The 24,918-nt window shown below is 59.7% G+C and carries 16 protein-coding genes and 1 pseudogene; 8 read left to right on the forward strand and 9 right to left on the reverse strand.

The features are described from left to right. Positions 1 to 50 precede the first annotated feature (50 nt). A complete protein-coding gene (locus QX041_RS24675; protein WP_316166791.1) occupies positions 51 to 4,814 on the reverse strand; it encodes a DEAD/DEAH box helicase in 4,764 nt (1,587 codons plus the stop codon). Positions 4,815 to 5,293: 479 nt separating this feature from the next. Next, a complete protein-coding gene (locus tag QX041_RS24680) occupies positions 5,294 to 5,995 on the reverse strand; it encodes a type IV toxin-antitoxin system AbiEi family antitoxin domain-containing protein (RefSeq protein WP_316166792.1) in 702 nt (233 codons plus the stop codon). A 71-nt stretch (positions 5,996 to 6,066) separates the two neighbouring features. On the opposite strand from QX041_RS24680, the gene QX041_RS24685 reads away from it, so the two are divergent. From QX041_RS24685 to QX041_RS24710, 6 genes are all read left to right on the forward strand, one after another. Continuing rightward, a complete protein-coding gene (locus QX041_RS24685; protein ID WP_316166793.1) occupies positions 6,067 to 6,297 on the forward strand; it encodes a hypothetical protein in 231 nt (76 codons plus the stop codon). After that, a complete protein-coding gene (locus QX041_RS24690; protein WP_316166795.1) occupies positions 6,287 to 7,627 on the forward strand; it encodes a DNA cytosine methyltransferase in 1,341 nt (446 codons plus the stop codon). Before QX041_RS24685 ends, QX041_RS24690 begins: the two co-directional genes overlap by 11 nt. A 1-nt stretch (position 7,628) precedes the next feature. Then, a complete protein-coding gene (locus QX041_RS24695; RefSeq protein WP_316166796.1) occupies positions 7,629 to 9,878 on the forward strand; it encodes a hypothetical protein in 2,250 nt (749 codons plus the stop codon). Positions 9,879 to 9,889: 11 nt separating this feature from the next. Next, positions 9,890 to 11,401 (forward strand): hypothetical protein, encoded by a 1,512-nt coding sequence (locus QX041_RS24700; protein ID WP_316166798.1) that lies wholly within the window; start codon positions 9,890 to 9,892, stop codon positions 11,399 to 11,401. Positions 11,402 to 11,519: 118 nt separating this feature from the next. After that, positions 11,520 to 17,288, forward strand: a complete 5,769-nt coding sequence (locus QX041_RS24705) for a hypothetical protein (protein ID WP_316166799.1) — start codon at positions 11,520 to 11,522, stop codon at positions 17,286 to 17,288. 19 nt (positions 17,289 to 17,307) lie between these two features. Further along, the gene (locus QX041_RS24710; RefSeq protein WP_316166800.1) at positions 17,308 to 18,021 is read left to right on the forward strand and encodes a hypothetical protein; all 714 of its coding nucleotides are present in this window, start codon (positions 17,308 to 17,310) and stop codon (positions 18,019 to 18,021) included. A 36-nt stretch (positions 18,022 to 18,057) separates the two neighbouring features. Here QX041_RS24710 and QX041_RS24715 read toward each other — a convergent pair whose 3' ends face one another. From QX041_RS24715 to QX041_RS24725, 3 genes are all read right to left on the reverse strand, one after another. Beyond that, positions 18,058 to 18,738: a hypothetical protein gene (locus tag QX041_RS24715; RefSeq protein ID WP_316166801.1), complete on the reverse strand. Its 681-nt coding sequence runs from the start codon at positions 18,736 to 18,738 to the stop codon at positions 18,058 to 18,060. Positions 18,739 to 18,742: 4 nt separating this feature from the next. Beyond that, positions 18,743 to 19,465, reverse strand: coding sequence for a hypothetical protein (locus QX041_RS24720; RefSeq protein WP_316166802.1), 723 nt, complete (start codon positions 19,463 to 19,465; stop codon positions 18,743 to 18,745). Positions 19,466 to 19,574: 109 nt separating this feature from the next. Next, entirely contained in the window at positions 19,575 to 20,486 is a 912-nt protein-coding gene (locus QX041_RS24725) for a hypothetical protein (protein ID WP_316166804.1), read from the reverse strand. 291 nt (positions 20,487 to 20,777) lie between these two features. On the opposite strand from QX041_RS24725, the gene QX041_RS24730 reads away from it, so the two are divergent. Next, positions 20,778 to 21,521, forward strand: coding sequence for a hypothetical protein (locus QX041_RS24730; RefSeq protein WP_316166805.1), 744 nt, complete (start codon positions 20,778 to 20,780; stop codon positions 21,519 to 21,521). A 36-nt stretch (positions 21,522 to 21,557) separates the two neighbouring features. Here QX041_RS24730 and QX041_RS24735 read toward each other — a convergent pair. The 4 genes and pseudogenes from QX041_RS24735 to QX041_RS24750 form a co-directional block, all read right to left on the reverse strand. Then, a pseudogene (locus QX041_RS24735) lies at positions 21,558 to 21,857 on the reverse strand (DNA polymerase IV); the annotation flags it as partial. Between the two features lie 6 nt (positions 21,858 to 21,863). After that, entirely contained in the window at positions 21,864 to 22,628 is a 765-nt protein-coding gene (locus QX041_RS24740) for an SOS response-associated peptidase (protein ID WP_316166807.1), read from the reverse strand. A 3-nt stretch (positions 22,629 to 22,631) separates the two neighbouring features. Continuing rightward, on the reverse strand, positions 22,632 to 23,078 hold the full coding sequence (locus QX041_RS24745) for a hypothetical protein (protein ID WP_316166808.1): 447 nt from the start codon (positions 23,076 to 23,078) through the stop codon (positions 22,632 to 22,634). A 47-nt stretch (positions 23,079 to 23,125) separates the two neighbouring features. Next, positions 23,126 to 23,521 carry a hypothetical protein gene (locus QX041_RS24750; RefSeq protein WP_316166810.1) on the reverse strand — a complete coding sequence of 132 codons (396 nt, stop codon included), beginning with the start codon at positions 23,519 to 23,521 and terminating at the stop codon, positions 23,126 to 23,128. Positions 23,522 to 23,666: 145 nt separating this feature from the next. On the opposite strand from QX041_RS24750, the gene QX041_RS24755 reads away from it, so the two are divergent. Further along, positions 23,667 to 24,599 (forward strand): Ku protein, encoded by a 933-nt coding sequence (locus QX041_RS24755; RefSeq protein ID WP_316166812.1) that lies wholly within the window; start codon positions 23,667 to 23,669, stop codon positions 24,597 to 24,599. Positions 24,600 to 24,918 lie beyond the last annotated feature (319 nt).

A 24,918-nucleotide genomic window follows, 5' to 3' on the forward strand; every position in this document is an offset into this window, starting at 1 on the left:
CCCCTTCAACTGTTCTGAAAGCGAGAGCTGTGTGCCCCCAGCACTTGTTTTTATGAATAATGACGCATGAAGTAATGATAGGCGAGGCGGTCTCCATACTGCACGAGATTGTCCACCACCGTGATTATCTTACAAGTCTCAGTGCCGCCGTTCTTGGGCCCTCGAAGTCCGCGGCCGACCATTTGCATATAGCGCACCGGGCTGAATACCGGACGCGAAATGAGGATCGTCGCTGTCTTCGGCGCGTCGAAGCCGGTCGCAAGGACCTGGTAGTTGGTGAGCACCTTGACGCGGCCGTCGAGGAATTGGCGGATAAAATATTGTCGCACTCCCGAGTCGGTATCAGCATAGATAGATGCCGCTGGCACGCCCGCGAGGCATAGCCTGGCGCTCAGGTGCTGAGCGTGTTCAACCGAGTTTGCGAAAAGCAGGACGGGCCCGTCTTGAACAGCTTTTTTAACGCGATTGACGATTAGGTTGTTGCGATCGCGGTCGTCGGCCAGTCGTCGAAGCGCGCTGTCGGAAAATTCGCTGAAGCGAAGAAAATGATCCAGTTCGTCTGGCGTAAACGCAAAGGGAGCGTCGTAGGGAAGCGGTTCAGCTTCGACCGCCGAGAGAATGCCGTCCCGGCGCAGCTGGTCATACAGCTCGGGCTGTTTCGTCGAAGAAGGTATCACGGTTCGCCCGAACCGGTTCGCGAGCCACTTCGTTTCCTCCTCGTTCGTGCCGCGAAACGGTGTCGCCGTCAATCCGATCACGGGAGGTAAGTTCTCGTCAGCATCAACTGTCTCCTCTGGAAGGAACCAGTCCAGTAGCTGCGTATAACTCGGGGTGATCGCGTGGTGCGACTCGTCAATGACGACTAACGCGCAACTTTTAAGAAATGCGAGACGATCTTTCCCAAGCCGTGAGGTCAACGTTTGAATCGTCGCTACAACAGCCGTAGGTGCGTCATCCACTGACGGCGTCGGGTCGGGATTTCCTCCCCACAAGCGCACAATCCGAAGGTCGGTCCAGTCCTTGCCACGGTTGCTCCAGACTTGACGGAAGCTCTGGACCGCCTGCTCGCACAACTCGTCAGTTTGAGCGACCCACAGGACGTATTTATCGCCGGCCCTAGCCGCGAGCACGTGCTTAATTGCTGCCTCTACCGCTACCCTGGTTTTCCCCGCGCCCGTCGGCAAGCTTACCTTGGTGCGTGCTTTAGCTCCGCGCGAAGCGATAATCGGAGCAAGCGCCGTCACGATATCTTCCTGGTATGCATGCAGGTCGCCGAGCGGCATAGGCCCGGATGCTGATAGTTCCGAAGGACGCTTCTGGGACGGGCTGACCGAAAATTCCGGAGGAAACCCAAGCGCCGCCACGAAATCCCGTGCATCCTGCGTGCCCCATCTGGCGGGTGGCTCGAGCCCATTATCCTTGAGCACCCCTGATAGATGGGAAAGCGTTGCCGGCCCATGCACGTGGAGTGCCAGCTGGGCAAGCCTACGAGCGTCAGTCGCGATAACATTGGAAATCGCCGTGCGCGTTCCTTGGTCAAAGCTGTCCAACAACTGTCTTGAGTTCCCGCGAACCGCGCGAAGGAGCCGGTCAAGAAGATCGTGGCCTTCGGCCACCGATGCACGGAGACGAAATACACTGTGTCCGAGGAGCTGGTCGAGCGCCGCCGTCGCATCGCCCGAGAACCACTTCGCGCTTACGGCTTCATCTATGAGTGACCGCATTTGCGTCTTCCACGGAAGCTCGTCGAATTGTTGTCGGTCCAACAAGAGCTCTCCCGCGTCAAGGATGCAGGGCTTTTTGATGCACGTGCCCGCGACACTCAGCGCAAGTCCCGCCACGAACCTTACTAACGCCGAGCCTTTCGCTTCATCCGCAAGAACCTGAACAAACTCCGGCACCACCTCGATGAGTGGCACGGGTCTTTCGTCTTGGGACGCAGTCTCAATCCGTATTTGAGTTTCCAAGGCCTGAGCGCCGTTCTTGAGCCACATGGCGGCTGCGCTCGGTGAGAGCACAATGGCGGGTACGGCGGCCTCACGAGCGGCCTCGGCCAGAGTATAGGATTGCGTCACATAGCAGTCCTTAAGATCTACGTTGGCGATCGCTGTGCCTACGGTCGACGGATACCATCCTGCTTCCGCCATCCATTCATAAATGGCCCGACAATCTTCCACAGATACGTCGTCCTGCTCACAATGCTTAGATAGGGCGATCCAAAATGATCGCTCTTCCTGGTCAGCTCTCTTCTTAGGCCTTGGAGGAAGGGTCGAATAATCGTTGTCGGGAATGCACGCCACGAGGCCTTCGATGCCACGTCGCCATCTCTTGAAAGGATGACTGTCGAGTGCTCGCAGTCCTTCGAGTTGGATAGCGAGCATCTCAACGCTTATCGATTGGCCGTGCGCTTCCACGATTCCGTGTTTCAGGAGCGACCACGCCGCGGGATTGACCACATCGATTTTCGGATAGGTCTCTGGCCGTGATCTATGGCCGAACGTGACGGGGCGAGTTGTGGCGAACGCGACTGTCTCAAGAAAGTATTGCGAAATGCGGGCCCGTATGCGCCCAGTTGTCCGTTCTACGAGCTCCCACCCATGCGGCGCTGTAAAATCGTCGATGATGCGGATCAGATGCGTATGGGGATTCGGGCTGTCGTCCCTCAGATGAGGCCAATACAACTGCCGCATTGCGTCGACGTATTCGCTCGGCGCGCTGGAATGATCGAACTGATGCAAACTGTCGCGGGGGACATCAGCGACGCCTATCAGTTTGAGGATCGATGTGTTCGCCTTGTGAAACTCACAATCGACGAGGAGACTGGCGCTTTGACCGGCCTCATGTTCAAGTAGAATGCGTCCTGGCAGCAAAACTTCGTGCCGACATCGCCAACCTTTGTCCAGGCACTGTATCCTTATCTGGTCAAAGAGGTCGGAGAGTTCCTCAAATACTGTCGGCGGTGCAGCTCTCAAAAGTCTCCACGCAGCTTTCCAAGCGAGCGTCTCTCGCATTCCTTGTTGGCTGCGCGCGTTCCCAACAAGCCGTCGTATGCGACGCTGCCATTCGTCGTAGTCGAGGCTTTTAATTGCGAGCAGCTCCACGAGAGCCTTACGCGATGCCGCATCGGCAAGCAGCTTAGGCTCAACTTGGTAGATCCCACTAATCTTCGTGGTCACTCCCTCGATGACCGCGTCTTGCGCGGTAACAAGCTCGCCAGTGTCCGCAAGAACTATCTTGGCTTGGCGAATGGGCTCTCTGAAAGACCACCACTCCGTAGAGTTGCTTAGCGCGGATACGAGCGTCAGGCATGCCGACGCGGCCCGAACAGTTGTATCGCATGCTGCCTCGAGCCACCAGCATAAGTCGTGCTCGGTCAGCTTCTGCTTGGAGCGGGAGCGAAGTTCCCGCAAGCGGGACATGCGAGGGCGCTTCATGCAAGAAGGATGAATGATTTCGCTGGGGGCGTCTTCGGCCTTAACAACCGAGAGCCACCGCTCTGCGAGCGCTTGATCTTCCGTTGGATGCGGTGAAAGTTCTTCTACGGAATGCAGGCTCCCCGTACCGTCAGGAACCACGGTGCTCTTGGCAAGCAAGGTCCACATCTCCTCGACGAGCGGCGCAGCGGGCTCATCCTTTGATTCGAGCGTCCGGGGCAGGGCATCTAGTGTCCGTCCAGGGTCATCCGATAGGCAGAGCTCAGGAATCGTGTCGACGATGAGTGCGGCGGCCGCTTTCATCAGCGCTGTGTTGAACTCTCCCGGAACGAGGGCTGAGCGGCCGAAGTCGATTTTCCACGGGGCATTGATAATGCCGGACACCCGGCTGCGCGTGTCCGTCGGAAAGAAGGCCCAGAACCTGCCAGCACTGTCCTCGGAGGAATCGAGCGGCGTGGCCCAAATGACCGGTATTTCTTGTATTTCCTTTCTGCCATGAAGCGCGCCCGCGTCCTTGCGCATGGCGTCGGTTACCGCAACGTCGCGTTCAGCTACGAGCCATCGCTCCTCGTTGTCGCCCTCGTAAAGGATGACGGTGTCGCCGTCGTGCTCTCGGTGAATTGTTCGCGATGTCCCATCACCAAGCTCCAGCTCTAGCGACACTTCGACCGGCAAGAACAGTACGAACTCGCGCGGAAAGTTCTTGAGCTCCTGAAGCAGCTGTTCACCTAGGCCTTCCGCCCTGATCTCCGCGCGTAGAACGGTTGTTGCCCAAGAACCAAGGTCCGCTAGGTGCTCGTCCTGTTCTGCTTCATCGGCGAAGGATATTACCTCGGCCATCCGCAGCCCGGGCGGCATCTCCTCGGGCGGAAGCTTTAATTCCTTAGCGATCGTCCGCTGGCAGGCTTCCGGATCGAACCGCATGGAGATCGATTGGCTGAACAGGTCGATCGTGCCGCCGAGCGCCAGCAGCGACTTGAAACCCAGCCCGAAGCGGCCGATCTGGTTTCTCCCCTTGCGGGAAGAATTAGCACCTAGAAGCGCGATTATGCCATCTTTGTTGAGGGGGGCGCCGGTGTTGCCAACGTAGAGATGCGTTTCGGTTGCTCTGACGAGTATCCTGCCTCCGTCTGCTGCAGGCTCGGTCTCTTCCAGGATGGCGTCTGCGCCGTTTTGAACGACTTCGAAAACCTGGCGATAGCGATAGCCGCTCGAAAGCACGGATTGCTCCGTGCCGAAGTGCTCCCGGATAAGCTCGGGCTTTATCCGGTAGACCTGGAGAGTCTTGTCGCGATCCGCTTCTATATATGAGACGAGCGACGGGTCCGGAGGCGGCCATCCCGTGGCTTTAATCGGCTTTGGCTTCTCTCGCTCCAGCATGCCAAGGATCGTACAGGCACGCTGCGACGGATTAAAGTGGCTCCTGGCAACCATGAATGCCGGAGCCGAACTGCAGAAACCGCTACCTTCAACGAAGAAAAATGGGCTTACACGGCGCCACTGATTGGCTCATGTCGGCTGGTAGTCCCGTCCTGGCGACAATGACAGGGCAAGTCGAGCGCATTGGCCGTACAGCCGAGAATGGACCGTTTTTCGTCCAGATAAGGGCATTCGACGGGACCATCGATTGCAAAGGGCGTGGAGGTAAAGGCAGGTGAGACCATCATTGGCCACGCAGCAGACTTGAGCATCGTGAATGAATACGCGTCGGCCGGCGTAACGAACCACGTTCACGTTGACTATACCGATCGCAACGGTCGGCGGTTCGATCCATTCTTGAACGTCTATATTGAAAATGCTCCACCAGTCGCGGACGCAAAGCACGAGCCTGGCAAGTAGCGGGAAAATGGTAAGCGTGGTTAGCCGCTAGCAAGGAAAGCCTCGAGGTAAGGCCGAAGGGTGCTCCAAACTCCGCCTCGCATGGCATAATCCGATATCTCCGCCGGAGTTGCCTTTCCCTGACGAAGAGCTTCCCCCAATGCGCGGATGCTCACCTCGATTCCAACTGATCGTCGATGGCGAAACACATCGGTGACGGTCTTGGCAACGTTAGAAATGGATACCGAGACGCCTTCAATTTGGTGGACCTCGATGCCGTCGCGAAGGAGCTTGTTAGAAAACCTGACGACACGGACGGCAGGATAATCGATTTGTGGTTTGCAATCCTTGGGTCCGATCGCGACCCAGACGCGGCACGGTGACTTATCGGCAATGCAGTGGAAGGCAAGTGCTGACGTAAGGCAAATCACCCCCCTAGGTATTCGCTTCGCTGCCGCTGCGAGACAACGATTGGGGTCAGCAGGTGCATTGGCTAGTTGATAAAGACCGCGGCCGAGCCTTGTAACATGCCCGCTATCGACTGACCGCGAAACCGTCGCTGCCGTGATTCCCTTGCGTCTGATCTCGGCCAAGCGAGCGATCCCTTGAGCCCGTAGGAAGGTTAAGAGCAACTCCCGCTGCGAAGCGTGGGGATTTGATACATTTCCTCGGAACGGTTGAGCTTTCATCCGAGTAATTGTATCATCTGCTTGCGGCCCAGTCAGGGCCTCCGAATCGGCCATGTAACGAGTGCGCGAAGTTGACCTCCGGGCCGTTCTGGGCAATGTTCCTTCTTTGTTCTCGGGAGGCCAGCATGCCGTTGCGAGATCATCGCTATCTACCTCTGAGCGAGAATGCTGTCAGCCTCAATCATAGGCTTGCGGCATTGCCACAAATATTAACTCATCCGCAGCAATTTGAATTACCGTCGAAAGGCGGTGGGGAAAGCTTTTGGACCGGAGGTTTGCAGGTGACGGAGTTGTGGGCGTTTCGCGTTAATTGCCGCGTTGCGCGGCGGGTCGAGGAGAATACCTTTGCGCAGTAAGGATATTCTCGCCCTGATGCGCCAGGCACACTCAGCTTCCGCGCCAACATTCATCGATGTGTTCGCAGGTTGTGGGGGCCTCACGCTCGGACTGATGCGTGCGGGTTGGCGTGGGATGTTTGCCGTGGAGAAGGACGCCTTCGCGTTCGCCACTTTGGAGGCAAATTTTCTCCAACCCACCTCGGTCTTCAAGTTCGACTGGCCGAGTTGGCTGCCGCGGCAAGCGTCGGACATCCGAGTGCTCTTAGAGACGCACGCCGGTGAATTGAGCAAACTTCGCGGCGCGATCGACCTGTTGGCCGGAGGTCCTCCATGCCAGGGGTTTTCTTCTGCCGGACGCCGCAAGCCACACGATCCGAGAAACCAGCTCTTTCGTGACTACGTCGCACTAGTCGAGATGGTGCAGCCGCGGCTGATCCTCCTCGAAAATGTCGAAGGTATTACGTATCCCTTCGGGGAAACAGAAGCCACTTCCAAGCAGGCGAAGCCAGCAGCCGACGACAAACGCGAATCCTACGCTGAAGCGATCGAGAGAGCGCTTGAGGAGCGCTATCACGTGTTCACGTCGATCGTCCGCTGCTCTGACCATGGGATTCCGCAGAGTCGACCACGATTCATACTGATCGGATATTCGAAGGAGTTCTTCGAAACGGAAAATATTCAACAGCCGTTCGCAATGCTCGAGGCGTGCAAGGAAGCCCTCCTCGCAAAAAAGGGCCTCAAGTGTTGCACGACGGCGAGGCAGGCGATTTCCGATCTAGAAATCAGCCGAAATGGCCTGATCGAAGGCGATGGAGCGCCACGGTTCAAGTCCATTGGATACAAGGGGCCACTGTCGAATTATCAGAAAGCGATGCGCGATGGACATTCCGGGATACCTTCCGATACGCGCTTGGCGCGCCATCGGCCGGATATCGCCCGGCGATTTGCGCGCATCATCGCCGCGATGAAGAAACGCAATCGCCTCGGCATCCAGCTTAATGCCGAGCAACGAAGGGAATTCGGCGTTGGAAAATCGACCCTGCGCGTGCTGAACCCGGATACACCCGCGCCGACGATAACCAGCTTGCCGGACGACCTCCTTCACTACTCCGAGCCGCGAACGCTGACCGTGCGGGAAAATGCGAGGCTGCAGACGTTTCCCGATTGGTTCGTATTCAAGGGAAAATACACGACGGGTGGAGATCGGCGTGCACGCGAGGTACCTAGGTTCACGCAGGTGGCCAACGCGGTCCCGCCGCTGCTTGCCGAGCTGTTTGGAGCAGTGCTAAAGGCGACACTCGTATCATCCAGGTTGAAGACCTGCCCTCCGAGGAGCGAGGCGGCCTAGCGTGGCTTACTGCACGAACCCCGTCGTCGAATACCTGCTGAGACATTCCTACGGCCAAGGCGGCACCGTCGCGGTGCCGACCCTAGACACGGGAGGGCCGTCAACAGCTCTAGCGGAAATCAAGGGCAAGTTTCCAGCCGGCGTTCAAGACGTGCTCAATCGGCTTGTTGACGTCTACGCGGCTTGGCAACCCTCTGTTGTTGGCGCGCCCCTGGAGTGGTGCTTCCTGGTGGGAGGCCCCGGTAACGGAAAATCCGAGGCGTTGCGCGCGCTGTCGGGCGCTCTCCAGGTTACCTTGCCTGCCCGGCAAGCCGGGCAGCCGGCGCCGCGGACCGTTCCCGAGACCTGGCCAGGCCAGGGCGCGGAGGTCGTACCCGGGCTGCAGATTGCGTTCGTAAACGACGCCTCCGTTCCACGGATGGACGCCGTCGGCGAACGTCGCACCGGCTCGTTGTTTCTTGACGTCCGCGATGGCGTTCAGAAGCTGTTCAGCGTCGACGCGGCGCTCGTGATGTTCGCGAATGTCAATCGCGGCATCCTAGTCGAGGAATGTAGGGCGCTGGAGATCGCCGGCGGTGCTGGTGTGCCCTCGAGCGCCGCGGCTGAAATCATTCGATGGCTTGCCGACCCACGGGGCACCGGGAGCCCACCGCGGAACCACGTGCGACCCACTGTCCCGGTTAGCCCGGCGTCCCCTTTTTACGGACAGCTCGCCGTAAGCTTAAAGGAACACGGCGCTGGCCACGACATCATCGTGCACGCGGTTTTCCTCGACGCTCTATCGCTGCTCGAACCGACGCCGGGACCAAGCGCACGATCTATCGATTTTACCACGTCCCCAGCGACGCCCGCCCGCTACGAGCCGCTTGGGGGCCTATCGGATAACATCTCGTCCCGGGCCGACACGATCGGCGGGGATCTCGCGCAAACGGTCGTAGCCGAGGAAAAATGGAACGGTGGTGGCTGCCGGACCCCTGGTTCGACATCCCCCTGCGAGGCGTACGAATATTGTCCGTTTGCGCAAAACGCGCGCTGGCTTCGCCATGGCCGGCTGGGCGACCGGTTTCTAGATATACTTAGGGCAGCGGAGTTAGCGGGTGGCCGCCGGCTAACTTACCGCGATCTGCTCGGCCACTTGGGGCTCGCACTTGTTGGCACGCCAGAGCCAAGCTGGCTCACTAACGAGCATCCGTGTAGGTGGGTCGAACGCAAGGTTCGCGAGGCCAGCAGCGGAAACTCGCAAAGTATTGCCGAGCTCGTGAGCCATCGCATCTACGCGAATCTCTTCCCCGTGACTGACACGATCGCGTGGCCCCGGCGGAGGCCGCTTACGGAGCCGCGAGCCTATCGTGTCGTCGCAACTACGATGCGCGGCGTTCACGACGCGCCGCGCGTCCGCGCCTTCGAGCAGGCATTTAACCTCATCGACCCGGCGCGAGACGTGGATTCTTGGGACGGGATCCGTGCCAAGATCCTGGACATGGTAGAAGCCATGGACGTCGCGCCGCCCGCCGCGGAAATCACAACTCTGCAAGGCTGGATCGACGAGGCGAGTTCCCAAATCGAAGAACGACTTGACGCCGTAGTGCCTGGAGAAATCGTAAAGGAGCTTGGCGAAAGCGCGGAAGCCGTTGCAAGGGCTCAACTGGTGAGAAAGTGGCGAGCCGTGTTGCTGCTGCGCCAAGCAGGGCTCGCCCTCGGCTGGTTACCACACAAGGGTGTCATCCAGGGATGGCTTCGCGAGCACCAAGCCGCGCTAAGCAATAGGCCGAGCGGTTCTCTCCGGGTTGGGCTGAACAATCTCGTCCTACCAGGCAAGAACGAGCTCAACCTTGCTCCATTTCGTCCTCGCACGGTGGAACTGGGAAGCACCTTACCTGCGAACTGCGTCGTGGTCTCGCTTCTCGAAAGAGATGTGCGCCTCGAACTAGTGGCCGATGGCGACACGCTTTCCGCGGAGCTGAGGCTAACAAGCACGGGTGGCGCCACGAGGATCGTTGCGCGACTCCCAATTGATCTTAAAGTCGCCCGAGAGGCTTTGCTCAATTTCGACGGCTCTTCTGGCTCGTTCACGGAAATCGGCGAGGCGGCTTTTGCCCGGATCGAACGCGCTCGCGCTGCACTCGTGAGCGAGCGCTACCTCGGGAGTGCAAGGTTGTTGTTCTCAGACACGTCAGGGCAGCCGTGGGAGATCGTTCCCCAAAGCTCGGGGCCCGCGCCATTTCGCGTCCAACCGGGGGCCGCGCGATGACGGGAAGCTGGTTGGTCAAGCCGGACGGCCTACTTCCCTTGCCGCGCCCCGAATACGCCAAGCAGACGGAGGTCCTCCTTACAGACCTCCTGTGGCGGTCTCGCGGATCGAGCCTGGGTGGAGACAGAGGGTATTTCGAGGACCTTGCTGCACTTCGATCGACGACAGGGCCGCACGACATTCGACGGCTCGTTGCGCGCAAGGCCCATGGAGGTTCGCCGAAAGCGCTGGAGACTTATCCGATTGCGATCGGCACTCAATTGACAGGGCTTGTTGACAGGGTGCCGGTCGGGATCAACCCGATGGCCATCATTCTTGATTCTATCCTTGCGCCCCGGGCCCGCGGGGACAAGTCGTTGGCCTGCGCGCCCGTTACCCCGGACGTGGTGGTCTTGCAGACGCTCCACGGCATGGTCAATAAGGACAGTCCCGCAAACCAGGCCCGCGCCATCGAGATGGTAGGTTGGCTTGGCGGATCAACAGGGGACGGAGACGTTGCCTCGACCTTTCTAACCGCCCTGTCCGCGGACGATCCGGCTGATCCGTTGAATCAAGTGACTTCGCTTGCCCTTCGGGCAATGGCGGCCCACGTATGGCGCGAGCTCGGGAGCGGCACCGCGAGCTGGCGAGAGTGGCCGGTCATCGGCCCGGTTCCTCCAACTGCGCCGCAAGTGCATCCGCTGGCTTCCGCGCGTTTCACACCTTTCCGCTGGTTCTGGACCAAGTGGGGCAATCTCTGCGACCCGGCAAATGGTTGGCGGGCTGCGCTACCAGCGCGGCGTTTCACGGACTGGGCGCTGTGCCTTTTGAGGACGGGGCTTGCGTTTGCCTACCTCTGGGAAGCTGAATTCTTCCGCATTTTGCACAAGGCGGTAATCCACTCGCGGGACAATTCCAGTGAGGCACCCGCGACTATCCTAGCCCTCAAGAATCTTCTCCAACAGGGCGCCCGCCTCGCATCCATCGAGCCTGCAGACGTCCCGCCGTCCGAGAAGAACGCCTGGCCCGCGCTCGAGATGCTGCTAATGCAAGGCTACAAGGCACGTGCCGCCATCGAGGACGCGCAGCCGCCCGAGGTTGACCTGACGACTATTGGATCAGACTTGTCCAGCCACCTTGAAACCTGGATTTCAGATTTCTCTCGGATCGGGGCCACGGCCCTCCCAGCGCGGCTCGAGCCGGAGGATGACGCGGCCAAGAACACGCGCGAGTTCGTTCGATACCTCCTGGTACCCAGGGTGTCGGATGACGATACGGAGGACCAGGCTGATTTTTACTACCTCGCCCGCAGCAAGCAGCGGAATTTCTGGTTCGAGCCTGGCCCAGAGTGGCTCGTCGTGGTTTGCAGCCTCCTAGCCCGACGGCCGGGTGAGCCTTGCACGTTGGGAGAATTGGTCGATGACCTGGCTGCTCTTGGAATTCACAACGATCGAGCGGTCTTGGTGAGATTGCTCGAAGAGGCTGGTCTCAGTACCGATAGTCCCGATGCGGACAACGCGCTGGTGATCAAGTCCGCGTTCTAGGGAAACGGCCCGCAGAAAGTTGAATGGCATGGGACTTCTCGGACGAGCTATTGCTGCTCACCTCTCGGCTCTCAAGGGCCTGTACTCGGTTGAGCTTCCGCTTGCCCTTGAGGAGGAGATGTACGACCTCGTTGCGCAGTGCAACTCGGTCGCGACCAATCGCGCCGTGCTGGTCGGCGAGCGGGCGACCGTGCCAAGCGGGGTGAAGCAGGTTAGCTGGCCAGACATAATTGGATGGAGGACGACGGAGGACAGGGTATTCGCTTGGAAACGAAGCGAGCGCGACCCGGACACGTCGTTCCGCGATGTTGTCCGCCCGTTCATTTCCGCCCGGTTTCCCGGGACGGGAGGAGGAGAGTGCTCCACCGAGTTGCTTGCCGAATTGTGCGTCAAGGAGCTGTGGCGAAGCCTTGGGCTTCCGCCGGGTGCACCGGCGTTTAAAGCCTTTGCTGAAACCGCCGCTTGGCTCGCGGAGCTGCTGGTAAAGGCGTTCGAAGAGGCCGGGAGCACAGCGACCGAGCACTGGAGCGACAGGTTCCTCGAACATTGGGCGGTGGTCTGGTCCGACATCGAGCAACGCATGCGGGTGTTCGGCTCTGCACCAGCCGAGAGACACGCCTGGGAGCTTCTTCGCCTGGCCGGGATCCCTGTTCCTGCCCGCGAGGGGGATGCCGACAATCCCTTCCTCGGCAACCCCATGAGACGGCTCGAGACAATCCCTCCCTCAAAACTTGCCGAATGGTGGCAGCAGTTCGTGGACGAATTCGTCATCCCGCGAGGCGGGATTGAGACGCTGCTGACCGCGCTCGACTTGCAATCGCCTGGTGTGCGGAAGCCAACGCCCTGGCGCGGCCTTGACTGGCCAACCGCGCTTTCAATGGAGCCTGGAACTCCAGCTCCCGTTGTTGCCCGGCAAGTGTTCATCGCGGCGTCTTCCCCAACTGTACTGGCCGCGACCCCACCGGCATTTCCGATAGCGCCGGTGCCGGCATGGTGGGGAGTGAACACGGAGCAGCTGCGGCGTGCGCGACAAGCACTGGAAAAGGCGCGTGGCATCGAGACAAATCCCTCGTGTGCGTCGCTGGTCACAATTCCAGGCAGGGAAGCCACCCTAATCCTGCAAACGCGAAATGGCGGAGTATCCATAGCAACGGCGGGAAAAAAACAGCGCCTCGTAGTGACGTTGGCCGGTCTCTCGCTACGCTTCAGGGAGCCTTGGACCTCGCTCCTCGTCACACCGACGCCCCCGCAAAGCGGAACGGCTGGCGCGACGATTGTCGACCCCGATTCTGTAGAGATATCCCTGTCTGGCGGAGGTCTAAAGGCAGAAAGACGGAACGTGCGTTCCGCACCCGCCGCGCAGCTCGAGGTCGAGTTCGACGTCACGCTAACCTATACAGCCAATATTGACCCGGCCGGCGAGATTTCTGGATCGTGGCATCCCGTTCGAACCTTGCATCTATCAGCAAGCGCCCAGGATTGGAATGGCACGGGTTGGAGCGAACCGCGCAAGTTGGACCACTCGATCGAGATAATCGCTCCATCGTGCTTCTCGCCGACGCTGGTCGCGTACGAAGGAAACCGCTCTAAGCTCGCCGTCGCGCCGGACCGTGGAGACACGTTCACCCGCAGTGGATCTGCCGGTTCGGACTGGGAAGCCAGCGCCACGCCCGACCTCCTACTCCAGCGCGAGGGCTCGTACACGCTCTCTTCTTATGATGGCAGGATAGTTGCCGCTGGTTCGTTCGCGACCGAAGGTATCATCGATGTTGAGACCAGAAACTTCGATCCCGTGGCCGGCACGGGCCTCAGGCAGGTCGTTGCGCGGGTAGACGAGGGTGATCAGGTCACGAGTTCGGCCGCGGGATTGATAGCCGTTGTCAAGGTAAAGCAACGTGCGAAGGCGGTCACATCTGGGCTTGTCGCGGCAATCACCAAGTCCGGATCTGGCCGAAGACCTCCGTCATCTGGTGCGCGTACCAGCGTTCTCGGTCGTTTCCAGGGAGCCCTGGTTGGCGCGGTACGTGGTTCGACCGGCGTGCTTCCTGAGAGCCTGTTTCAATACGTGCTCGGCACCACGCGCGTTGTGGCTGAATGGCCGCAAAACATTGCAGGTGCTGCTCCAACATTCCTCGCGACACTACCTGCGGGCTTCCGCTTGCCTGGCGTGGGTAACGGCCCGAGCGCTGCACTCGCTGGTAGCGCGGCCTGGACGAGCTTTATCTCGGCATCGCGGGCTGTCCTCGACCATCTTGGAGTGCGGCAAGGCGGAGAGGAGATTTGGCTATCCGCAGCCAACCCGGGCGACTTGCCTGGGTCTGCCGTCCGCGCGCTTGTAGAAGCTCACAGCGATCTCGTGGAGCACGCGAAATCACTTTCGCCCGCGGACACGTTCTGGGCCAGCTATCCGTTTTCGATCATCGTTGTCGATGATGCTCAAGGCGCGAGCCTCGGGCAGGTCCAAGCCGTCTTTCTTTCACCGCTGCATCCCGCGCGCTTGGCGTGGGCGTTCTCCGTCGCCCGCCTTGCGCAGGGATCTGGCGTCGACACGGCGCTCCTCGGCCTTGCTGAGGGCTGGAACTTGCCGCTGACCGGGACGACAGTGAACGTGACGGGACAGCCGATACCGATGGTCGCGATGCCGCTCGATCCCGGTGAGGACGCCGATTTCGTGACATGGAGTGCGCTCGGGATCCTTGGGAACGACGGCCTCGTGCGTGTGCCAAGGCTGGCGGCCGGCCTCGAGCTTCCGTGGGGTGGTCCAAGCGGCATCAATGAAGAGGTGGTTAGCCAGGCGATCACCGACTATCTGGCCACGCACCCCTACTTGAGCTCGCTCGAGATCGACGTCAGGTCAGTGTCGCCTGCTCCGCGCGCGAGGGAAATAGATGAAGCCCTTGTCAGTACAGTCGGAGGGGCAACGCTACGCGGCGTGTCGCTCCTGGGCGGCGCAACGAGAATATGGGACTCTAACAACAGGCTAGGCGCTCCGCCGGCGCGCGACCGCTTACTTGCGCAGCGCGGCACGGAGGGGGCTGAGCGGCCATTCGAGTGGCGGCGCTATAGCGCGTTCACCGTTCCAGCCTCCGACATCGCCCTCATCGAGAATGCCAGCGCCCACATGGGCGCGGTCGGCTCGATCGCGATGGGCGTACTAGGACCGTTGCCGCTTCGTCGCTTCACGGTGCCGTTCATCACGGGGCAAGTACTTGATCAGCAGTACGCAGCCCAACCAGGCGATGACCTGCTGGGGCTCGCTCGGCTGCTCTCCAACATCGAGCACGTGTTGCCAACTGGTCCGAGCGCGTTGCGAGTTGCACCCCAAGCGAACGCGCTCGGCATTGGCAGCAACGCTCGATGGGAGGTACTCGGAACGTTGAACATTGATCCAGCGCTGCTGTCGAGCACCATTAGGGCCGGGGGAAGCGCCGACCGCATGTTGTGGGAGTGGCGTCCATCCTGGCTCTCGAGTGGCCAGGCAGATCGAGACGCGCTTGCGAAACGCGCTCACTATGTCGTGGCACGCGTTCCGAGCTCCCTGGTGAAGGCCCTCGCCAGCCGCCAGGGACTCGCGGAGTCCCAGGCGCTAGAGATGGTGGCAGAGCTCGGACGCCGCGGGATTGGCTTGGCATCGCTGCAAGCGGCTGGCGGTACGCAGGAAAGCGCGGCAGCCGGTCATTTTTACGCGACGCGAGCGCTACTTCCCCCGGCCGGGCACCCGCAACCCCAGCGATGGGTCTCGCTTGGACAAAATACTTTCGCAGGCCTGCTACCTATTGATCCCGTTGCACCGCTGCTGGCCAGTATTGCGGGCGAACAGCACAAGCGTAGGGCTGATCTCCTAGCCTTCAAAGTGTCTATCGAAGCTGGCGCCGTTCGCATCGGCATCGTGCCCATCGAAGTGAAACATCATGGCAGGCCCGGACAACCCGAGCCGATCCCGCCGGAATCCGATCCAGAGCTACGCCGCGCGAGGGAGCAGCTTAAGGATGCGGCAGCACTCGTTAGGTCGCTGGCAACGGCATTGAGCACGGGTCCAGGGATGACCGCGGATCCAGCCGCTACAGCCGCTCGACGACAAGCTTGTGCTGCTCTCCTTGATCTCGCCCTTAGCTTTGCGGATGAGCAGCTGGACCCCACCATCAGGGCGTCGATCCTCCGCTACGTAGTGAACGGTCGATTCGTCGTCGACGCTGGAGCCGCGATGCTCTTGTGGTTCGCGCCAGGATCCATCACCACGAGCGGCTCCGCTTGCATCGTGCGGCCCGGTGCGGGTGGAAGCTACGAGGCCTTTATCGATCCTGCCGCATTAAGCGGTACATTTTGGCCTGGTATTGCGCCTGGGCCTGACGATGCTGCTCTGAGAACGGAAATCGACACGGCGATGCGGGCGCTGCTTGCCGAACAAGCGACCATTTCTCCAGAAGCGGAAACCGACATCACTCCGTCCCTGATAGCGATGCTTGGTCTCGCGACTGCTCCGACGAGCGGACCGGGGGAAGATGGCGGGGATCAAGGAGGAACGCCGTCGATGCCACAGCCTGGAGACGGGGAAGCAAGTCCCGTCGAGGAAGCAAGTGACGAAAGCCCTGCGGAACCACCGCCCGGTGTCGCTCCCCGGGAAGCCTTGGCCAGCGAGACCCGCCTTGATGAACAAGAGCCCGCAGCAGCGACCAACACCGGAAGCTTAACGCCGCCGGCGGCCTACGTTGGCTGGAGCGAGCCAGCGACCCGCTTCTCGTTGTTAGGAAATCTTGTTGGCAGCAATGAGCCTGTGGCCCTTGATCTCGACCATCCCAAGGCGATCGGCGTGTTCGGCTACATGGGTTCTGGCAAGAGCTACCTGCTCGGAACGCTAGTCGAGTCGGCGCTAGTCCCCATTGCTGGAATTAACTCGCTGCCATCCCCGTTGGCTGTCGTGATCTTCAACTATCGGCGACATTCTGCCGATCGCTTCGAACTGAGCTCGCTGGCAGTCCCGAACCCCGATCCTACCGATCGACAGCGACTCCAGCAGCTCTATCAGGCTTCCCCGCGGTCGGTGGACGACATCCACATCCTTTGCCTTCCGGGGCAACTCACGGACGAACGCGTCGCTGAGTACGGTGGCCTGCCTGCCTCCGAGCTTTTCTTCGATCCTTCAACACTGGGTGTCGAAGATTGGGAGCTGCTCATGGGCGAACCCGGGAGCAACGCTGTTTTCGCACGGGTAATCAGAAATACGCTGATGGATTTGCAGGCGGCTGGCGATGTCAGCCTCGAGAGCCTTGAGCGAAGCATTTCGAGCACGCTGAACAAGTCCAGTCAGGCCGCGGCGCAGCTTAGGCTTGATTTCATTCGTAGGTATCTCTCGTCCGATCGCGGGCTTCGCTTCGAACAGATCCTGCGGCCGGGCCGAGCGGTCATTTTTGACCTGCGACAACCCCTATTCAACAAAGAAGACGCCTTGCGGTTCTTCCTCGTTTGCTCAAATCACATCAGCCGCGTGCAAGGAGGCTTTAACAAGCTCGTCGTCTTCGACGAGGCCCACGAGTACATGAGCGAGGCTTTCGGCGAGAAGATAGAGGCTCGAATCCGGCTGATGCGACACGAGGGGACATCCTACGTGTTTGCGACGCAGGACGTCGGGTCAATTCCCCTCCAGATTCGCCGGTTCATCACTACAAGGTTCGTTTTTAGCCTAGGGACACGCGACAACGTCAATGACCTCGTGCGATTTGCCCCCGAATTCCAGGACATGTCGCTGCAACAGCTCGCGCCGGGAACGTGCTACGTTCAGTCAATCCCGTCGCAACGAAACTTATTTGGGCATCCGCGATTGGTGCAGGTGCGTCCACGAGTAACGCAGCATGGCGGCACGAGCCGGATCTTCACGGAGCCAAGCTAGCGCGGCCGCGCCGACCGTTGTGTTCGATCAGGAGGTCATAGAGAAGGCGCGCTGGTGCCGGCGGCGGCTCCTCTCATGGTACGACCTGCATGGGCGCCGCTTTCCCTGGCGGTCGCCAGGGGCTAGCCTCTACCAGCAAGTCGTCGCCGAGGTGCTTCTCCAGCGAACGCAGGCATCGACGGTCGGCCGCTTCTTTGACGCCTTCTTTGACCAGTTTTCCAGCTGGGTCGACATCGATACAGCGCCGAATGAAGCGCTCGAGAACGCACTTCTTCCAATCGGCCTCTGGAGGCGGCGCGCCATTGCTCTCAAGGCGCTCGCGCGCGAAATGGTGAAACGCGGCGGCCAGTTCCCGGATTCACGTGAGGAGCTCGAGGCGTTACCCGCGGTTGGCCAGTATGTTGCAAGCGCGGTGCTTCTGTTCGCGCACGGGCGTCCCGAGCCCCTTCTAGATGGGAACATGGCCCGGATCGTCGATCGCGTCTTCGAGCCTCGCAAATTGGTCGATATCCGCTATGACTCGCGGTTGCAGAGCTTAACACGGGTCATGGTTCGGTCACGCAATCCAGCTCGACTCAATTGGGCCATTCTCGATCTCGCGGCGCGTCATTGCACTTCGCGGTCACCTGAATGCAAAGCGTGTCCCTTGAGGACGCGTTGCAACTTTGCACTTGCTAGCAGCCCCGGTACCGCGCCAACGTCGGCACGCTCGTTTCGGAAAGGCGCCGCGTGAAGCAGTGCCGGCCTATTTGGCTCCCCTGCACTATTATCAAGGCTTAGAACGCGGCACGTAAGTCTGAACAACAATACATTTCTGCGGCTCGCCGCACGTTTCTGGCAATACAAGGTAGAGTCCCCCTGGGAGAAGAGGTTGATCCGTCATGGGTACGCCGTTTGCCTCTGCAATAGCGCGGCGCATTTCCAGCTCCCCCTCGGCCAATATCAAGTAGGCCTGCTCGATGCGCGAGCCGGGAAAGAAAGTGGCAGGGTCATACCCTTGCATCCGCTTGAAGGAGGCAAGCAGCTCGTCGCTCAGAAAATAAAACTCTTCGCGCATGAGGTCACGCTCGACTGCATCGTCGGTGAGAATGCTGTAGAGACGTTCCATCAATGCCAGCTTCTCGCCTCCCTGCGCGTCTACGGGCATGGATAGGTCCGGCCGGCGATTAAAGCCTCTGTGCATCTCTCTGTGACAGGTACTGCAAAGGGTGATGCCGTTTCCCGTTTGGAATTGTGCGTCAGCGAGGAAGGACTTTCGGCAGATGTGATGGGCCGACAGCCGCTTGCGTGAATGGCAATCCACGCACCTATGCCCATCGCGCTCGCGGATAAACTCGCTCCATCGGCGTAAACAACGTTCACGGGACAAGCCGTCGCCTACAGCTGCCTGGAGCCTCGCCAGCTTGCCCGTGATCGCTTCCAGATCGGGAGTGCCTGTCGCTTTCACCACCTGTCTAGTGCTCCCACTGGACCTCGGTGGCGAGAAATTCAGACAAGATCGACCGCACCCTGAGCCCGCCAACTTGCCTTACAGAATAGCGATAGATCCCGTCCTGCACAGTTACCCAGTGGCCTGCCATGTCCTCACCCGAAACCATGCGCGTCATCATGCCGCTGCCGACCTCCGGCAAGAAAGCAAAGCTACCTCCGTCGATCAGCCCGTTGAAACTCCGTCGCTCCACCGCCGTCATGCTTTCTAATGGGAGTACCCAGATATGAGCGGGGGCTTTCAACATCGGCTCTCCGTATTCGAAATACGCGTGCCCGCGAGCATTCTTCAGGACCACGCGCTGAATTCGCTCTAGCTCAGGCTTCCACATGATGCGTTTCTCTCCAGATCGCGTCATGTACTCGGTTCGCGAACGCTCAAGCCGGGCGCGTAACGCTGAGCTATCGATCAGGGCACGCCTAGCGCTCGCGTTCGGCTGTTGTGCTGGATCGGCACCGCCAGCTAGAACGCAGCTTAGAAAAGTGGTCGCGTACTGCTCATCGAGCGAGAAGCTCGTGTTGCATTCCTTGCAGATGGTCACAACAGGCAGGTTATGCGGGCGGGGTTTTACCAAAAAGCTCTTCGATGGAACATGATCCTCGTTCGTCTCGCGGCTTGCGAGCGATCGAGCGCAATGAATGCACCACGACTTCTGTCGTTCGTCGACGAATTCTTCAATCTTTCGCATGTGTCCCATCGTATGACAGGGAGCGCGGGTAGCAAGAACAACACGATCTCGGCTTCGCCGCGCCCAGGCCCTTTGTCTCCGCTAATCGCTAGTGACTGTTACTGCATTGTCATTTCGTCTTGGACTGCGTGGCGGCACTCATATTGGGTTGCTGGAACTTAGGCTTTGCAAGGACGACAAATACATCGTTCAAAAAAGCATCATACGCTTTCAGATGATCGCGCATGAACTTGTCGATAGGCATATAGCCATCCGCGGGTGAGTACCTGATGGTGTGCTCAAAAATCTTCTCCGTGCCGTCAGCGTAAGTCACTGCTCCAGTCGATTCATACATATCCAGCCCGAGCGGAAGTTCTGCATCCATCATTCGAGAACGCCGGGTATCAAGAATTAATTTGGGAATGCTTTTGGGTACAACCACAGGCAATATTGCGGTCGACGATTTACCGTTGTGAGACACCTTCCAACCGGTAACTGGTTGTTGGACAACCAGGCGGTGGACGACTTCATCCCGGTAGTCCTTCAGCTGAGTCAGCCAGGCGAGGTGCTTTGCCACCACGGCCAGCACAGGGGCGGATTGCCCCTTACCGGCCATCTTCATCAGCGTATGAATTGAATGAGCAGTTGTGCCGGGTAGCGATCGACTCGCTGCCATGGTCAAAAAATCGAGCCCGGATCGAAGAGCTGCGAGAAATGCTACCAGCTCGTGCGCGCAATCGTTCGAAGGCCGTGTTGCGGACATCGTGAATTTTGCGGCGGGCCCGAGTTTCTTCTTTTTGCTAGCTGCAGCTTGTTCTTTCGCCCGTGCTGCGACCCGAGCTAAACTCTCGACCATATTGTCCATATGATATTTTGCGGCCTGCCGCTTTCGCACTGCAAACATGAGGCGAGTCTCGTAGTGTTCCTTATCTTCAGTCTTCTTGAAAATTGGATGCTCTCTATCGGCCTTTTCAATGTCCAGTTGTTTGAAGACCTGCTCCAAAGCTTTCAAATATGGGGGCTCTGCCATTGACTTGCTCATGAGCTGTTCTTGCTCGGTTGTATATCGGGAATACTCTATTTCCGCGTAACCACTCCAATGGCGGGCGGGGCCGTCATCTTGGCGCTGCGCAGAGATGTGAGGAAGCAGCCATTTCACCGTAATTGTTTGAAATATATGCGTGAATGGTCTTCTCGGGCAATGGTGGGCAAGCAAATTGGGCCGGTCGTCAGTGCTTATCAGTGATCATAATCCTTCTCGACAGAGTTGGCGGCCGGAAGTTCGCGTCGTCGGCAGCTTAGTGGGCTTCGCAATCGCTGGAACGCACTCCGAATGAAAAAGCAAGCCACGAAGTCGGTCGCTCACCGCACGCTCAAGCTGCGTATCGAATTGATCCCGAGGCCACTCTGGGAACGGAATCTGCGGTCAAGCGAGGGTATCGGCAAGGGGCGATGGGACAAGCTGCGTCGGCAGCTCATCAAGGAGCGGGGCTCGCGGTGTGCCATCTGCGGCGCGATCCGGGAGCGGCTTCACGGTCACGAGGTATGGCAGTATCGGGAGAAGAAGACGGTCGGGACCGCTGTGCTTCTCAGGGTCGAGATCGTTTGTGGTGACTGCCACGACATCCATCACTGGGCGCGCACAACAAGAATCTTCGCGGCAGGCGAGATCACAGCCCAGAGATACAAGTCTCTCAGGCAGCACTTTCGGGCGGTCAATGGCTGTCTCCAGAAAGCCTTCGATGACCACTTTCGGCAGAGTGCCCGAGCTTGGGAAATGCAATCTAGGAAGCGCTGGAAGATCGACTGGGGCGAGTTCGCCCTCCTCGTGGAGCAAGCGAAGGCGGCTCGGACTGTTTGGGCCAAACGCAATCCCGACTACGACGAATACTTCAATGTAGGTCCTGGCCATCATATACCGAGCCGGTGCCCAGACTGCGGCGCAATCGGAAAGCTGACGCCCATTGAGCCTGACCAGGACCAAATGAGTGAAGGTGAAGAAGCGGAATATGAGGCCGGAATGTGGGGCTTAGCATTCTGTCACGCGTGCCAATCAAATGTTTTTTGGCAGGTCTAGCGTCCGGCGTGATCAGCGGCCGCGGTTCTTCTATCCTTCCAGCGACAACGGCTCAATGATGGCCGTGTGCTGGGCGAATATCTCTCGAACTTGTTGGGAGATCGCTTTGTAGACGTCGAAACGGGGCCTCACGAAGATCACGTCCGGCACTTCGCTTCGCTGTCATCGACGGCATCGCCCATCGGACTTCTGAACTTAGGGCTTCGTACCTGGCTGCCGCTATCACGCCGCCGCGCTCGCGGGATCCGCCGAAAGCGCTTGGCTTGCCGCGTAGATCCGGATTATCCCGCTGCTCGACGGACGCATAGAACGGCGGTCCGTGTCGAGGTGGATGATCTTGCTTTAACGGGACGGGGCCGAACCCTGATCGTCGTCCTCGTCCTCAAGCGTCGGCCCAGTCGGATCTTCCTTGACGCCGCGAGCAACGATTTTTAGCGACCCGTCCGGGAGCGGCCGCTGCAGCTTCAAGGCGTCGTCCCAAGGCGCCGTCATCCAGGTTTCGACTTCTTCCGATGTCGTTAGGATCACGGGCATTGCCTTGGGGTGGACGGCGCCGACCTCGGCATTGGGCTCCGTCGTGAGGAACGCGTAGAGGTCGTTGGTTGTCTCGCCTTCCTTAACTTTCCGGACCGATGTCCAGTTGGTCCAGATGCCAGCGAAGCAGGCGAGGGGACGAGTCTCATCGAGCGCGAACCAAATATCGCCGCCTTCGGCCTTGTTGAACTCGCTGAACGAGTTGAACGGCACCACGCAACGATGCTCGGGACCGAGCCAACGAGCCCAGTGTCTGCTCTTCACATTGCGGATGTTGGTCGTCCCGCCGTCCGGCTCCATTCTGAGCAATTCCTTGAAATCGACCGTCTTGCCTTTGGCCTGCAGCTTTTCGGCTCGTTTCTTCGTGGCATTCATCAGCGCTTTTGACGATGACGACATCCCCCACCGCGCCGTCACGAGTTCGCGGCCCTCGGCTCCGTTGCGCACGATCGGCGCCGTGTAGTCCGGAAAAACCCCCGGCATCGGCGCTAGGTTGCCAACGTAGCGGTTCACGACGCGGAACAGCGCGCTGATCGCGGCTTGGTTGGTCGTGATCGAATAAAGATTGCACATCTGTCAAGATTCGGTTCGAGGGTGGCGCGGCTGCCTCGTCAACTGTAGCAGAGTCGCGGATGGACGACGGCCCGCCTTGGCGCATTTGCGGCAGCGTAGCCGACTGGCAAGATCGTGCACCAAGGTGGTGGGCGGGTGCTTCATCGCCGCGAAGTCCACGTCGCTTGGCGTCTTGCAGCGTGCGCACCTGATCTCCAACCAGGCAAAGCCTCCGTTCATGGCCTGATCGATGGTCGGCGGATCGATCGGTTCACCGTCACTCCACATCCGCTCGTTCCAGCTTTCGCAAAGCAGCCTGTCGGCTTGCTGGATCATCGCCTCGCCCTTGGCCCGCATCTCCGCCGATTGGGTAGCCAGCATGCTAGCCATCGCGCGTGCCTTGCCGAGCTCTTTCGCCAGAGCCTTGCGATCGCCGCCCGACAGGGGCGTAGGGTGATACTTCGGGGCCATCCGGACATCGCAGGCGCAAAGAGAACGGATCGGCAAATCCAGAGCGACTACGGTGTCTCGAACGCGGGCCAGCACCCGTCTTCTTCATGCCTGCCGGTGCGCTGCTGGCAGGTGTTGTCGAGCAACCGCTGCGCCACGTCCTTCCACACGGCGTTGGCGCCATACAAGCTGACGGCATCGGCGGTCTGGATTTCCACGGTTCGCTCGCAGCGGCGACAGGAGACGCGGAGCACATGGCGCTGAATTTCGGAAAGACGTCGCTGCCGCGTTTCGGCCAGCGTCGTCCCGGCGCGAGGGTCTTTGAGGACTGATTCCCAGTATTCGGCCGGAAGCTGCGAATCCGGGGCCGGAGTCGAAGGGCTCGGCCTACGGGCGGCTTCGGCAGCCAGCTTTTCCATTTGCTTCGGGGTCGGCATGCGCCAGCTCGCGGGTCGGTCGGTCATGCCCGAATTAGAACATAACAAGAACAAATGTCGAGTCCGTCCAAGGGCCTAGGTGAGAAAAATCGGCCTGTTGGACGGGTCGCGATGTCGGAACCAAGGCGGGCCGTTCGTCTTGAATCCGGCATCAGTAATGGAGTTCCCCGCGATGGCCCCGCGCGCCAACTGGAAAGGCTTCCTTCGTCTTTCCCTCGTCACCTGTCCGGTTGCGCTCTATCCGGCCACGTCGGAATCGGAAAAGGTCTCGTTCAACCAGCTGAACCGAAAGACCGGCCATCGGATCAAGTACGCCAAGATCGATTCCGACACCGGCGAGGAGGTCGACAATGAGGACATCGTCAAAGGCTACAAGGTCGACACCGATACCTTCATCGAGGTGACCAAGGAGGAGCTTGAGAACGTCGCGCTGGAATTGACACGAACCATCGAGATCGACGAGTTCGTCGACCGCAGCGAGATCGATCCGCGATATCTCATTCGTCCCTACTACCTGCGTCCCGACGGTAAGGTCGGGCATGATGCCTTCGCCGTCATTCGGGAAACGATCCGCGAGATGAACAAGGTCGCAATCGGCCGCGTGGTGCTGACCAATCGCGAGCACATCATCGCGCTGGAGCCGCTCGACAAGGGGCTGATGGGGACGCTGCTGCGCTACCCTTACGATGTCCGTTCCGCGGACGAGTATTTCGACGATATCCAGGATGTCAAAGTTACCAAGGACATGCTTGATCTCGCCAAGCACATCGTCAATCAGAAGGCGGGCCACTTCGAGCCGAACAGGTTCGAAGACCAGTACGAAACCGCCCTCATCGATCTCATCAATCAGAAGCGCGCCGGCAAGCCCATCACCGCGAAAACTCGTCCTCAAGGTGAGAACGTCGTGGACCTGATGGACGCGTTGCGCAAGAGCATCGGACGAGAGGCGACGGCCCCGACAGAGGCGCCGAAGAAGCCGGCCAAGAAGCTGCGCAAGGCCGTGGCCGGGCAGAAGGAAATGCTGATGCCGATTGCCGGCAAGAAACCGGCCAAGGAGCCTGCGGCGAAGAAGCTGGCGGCCAAACCGCAGCGGAAGTCAGCCTAGGGCCTGTCAATTCTCGATGATGTAATATCGGAGCAGGTGAGAACCGCGGCGGTGCGTGCGCTCTAGCAGAGCCGTTCTGCGTGGCAGTCGTGACGGTCAATCCCGGGGCGATTTCTCTGACTGCCGATCGCCGTGTGCGGCAGGTAATCTCGGATACGGCAGATGCTCGGTTTCCGGCAGAAGTGACCAAGCGTTTCTCGATCATGATTGCGCAAGGCGATCCCATCTAGGCGCGTGCGGCAACGGCCGCAGCGGGCACTCGTGAACCGAGCCGCATGGCGTCTCGGCCATCCGGCTTCGATCCCTCGCGCAGAATAGT

Origin of the sequence: Bradyrhizobium sp. SZCCHNRI2009 (assembly GCF_032485115.1) — a bacterium.
Taxonomy (GTDB): Bacteria; Pseudomonadota; Alphaproteobacteria; order Rhizobiales; family Xanthobacteraceae; genus Bradyrhizobium.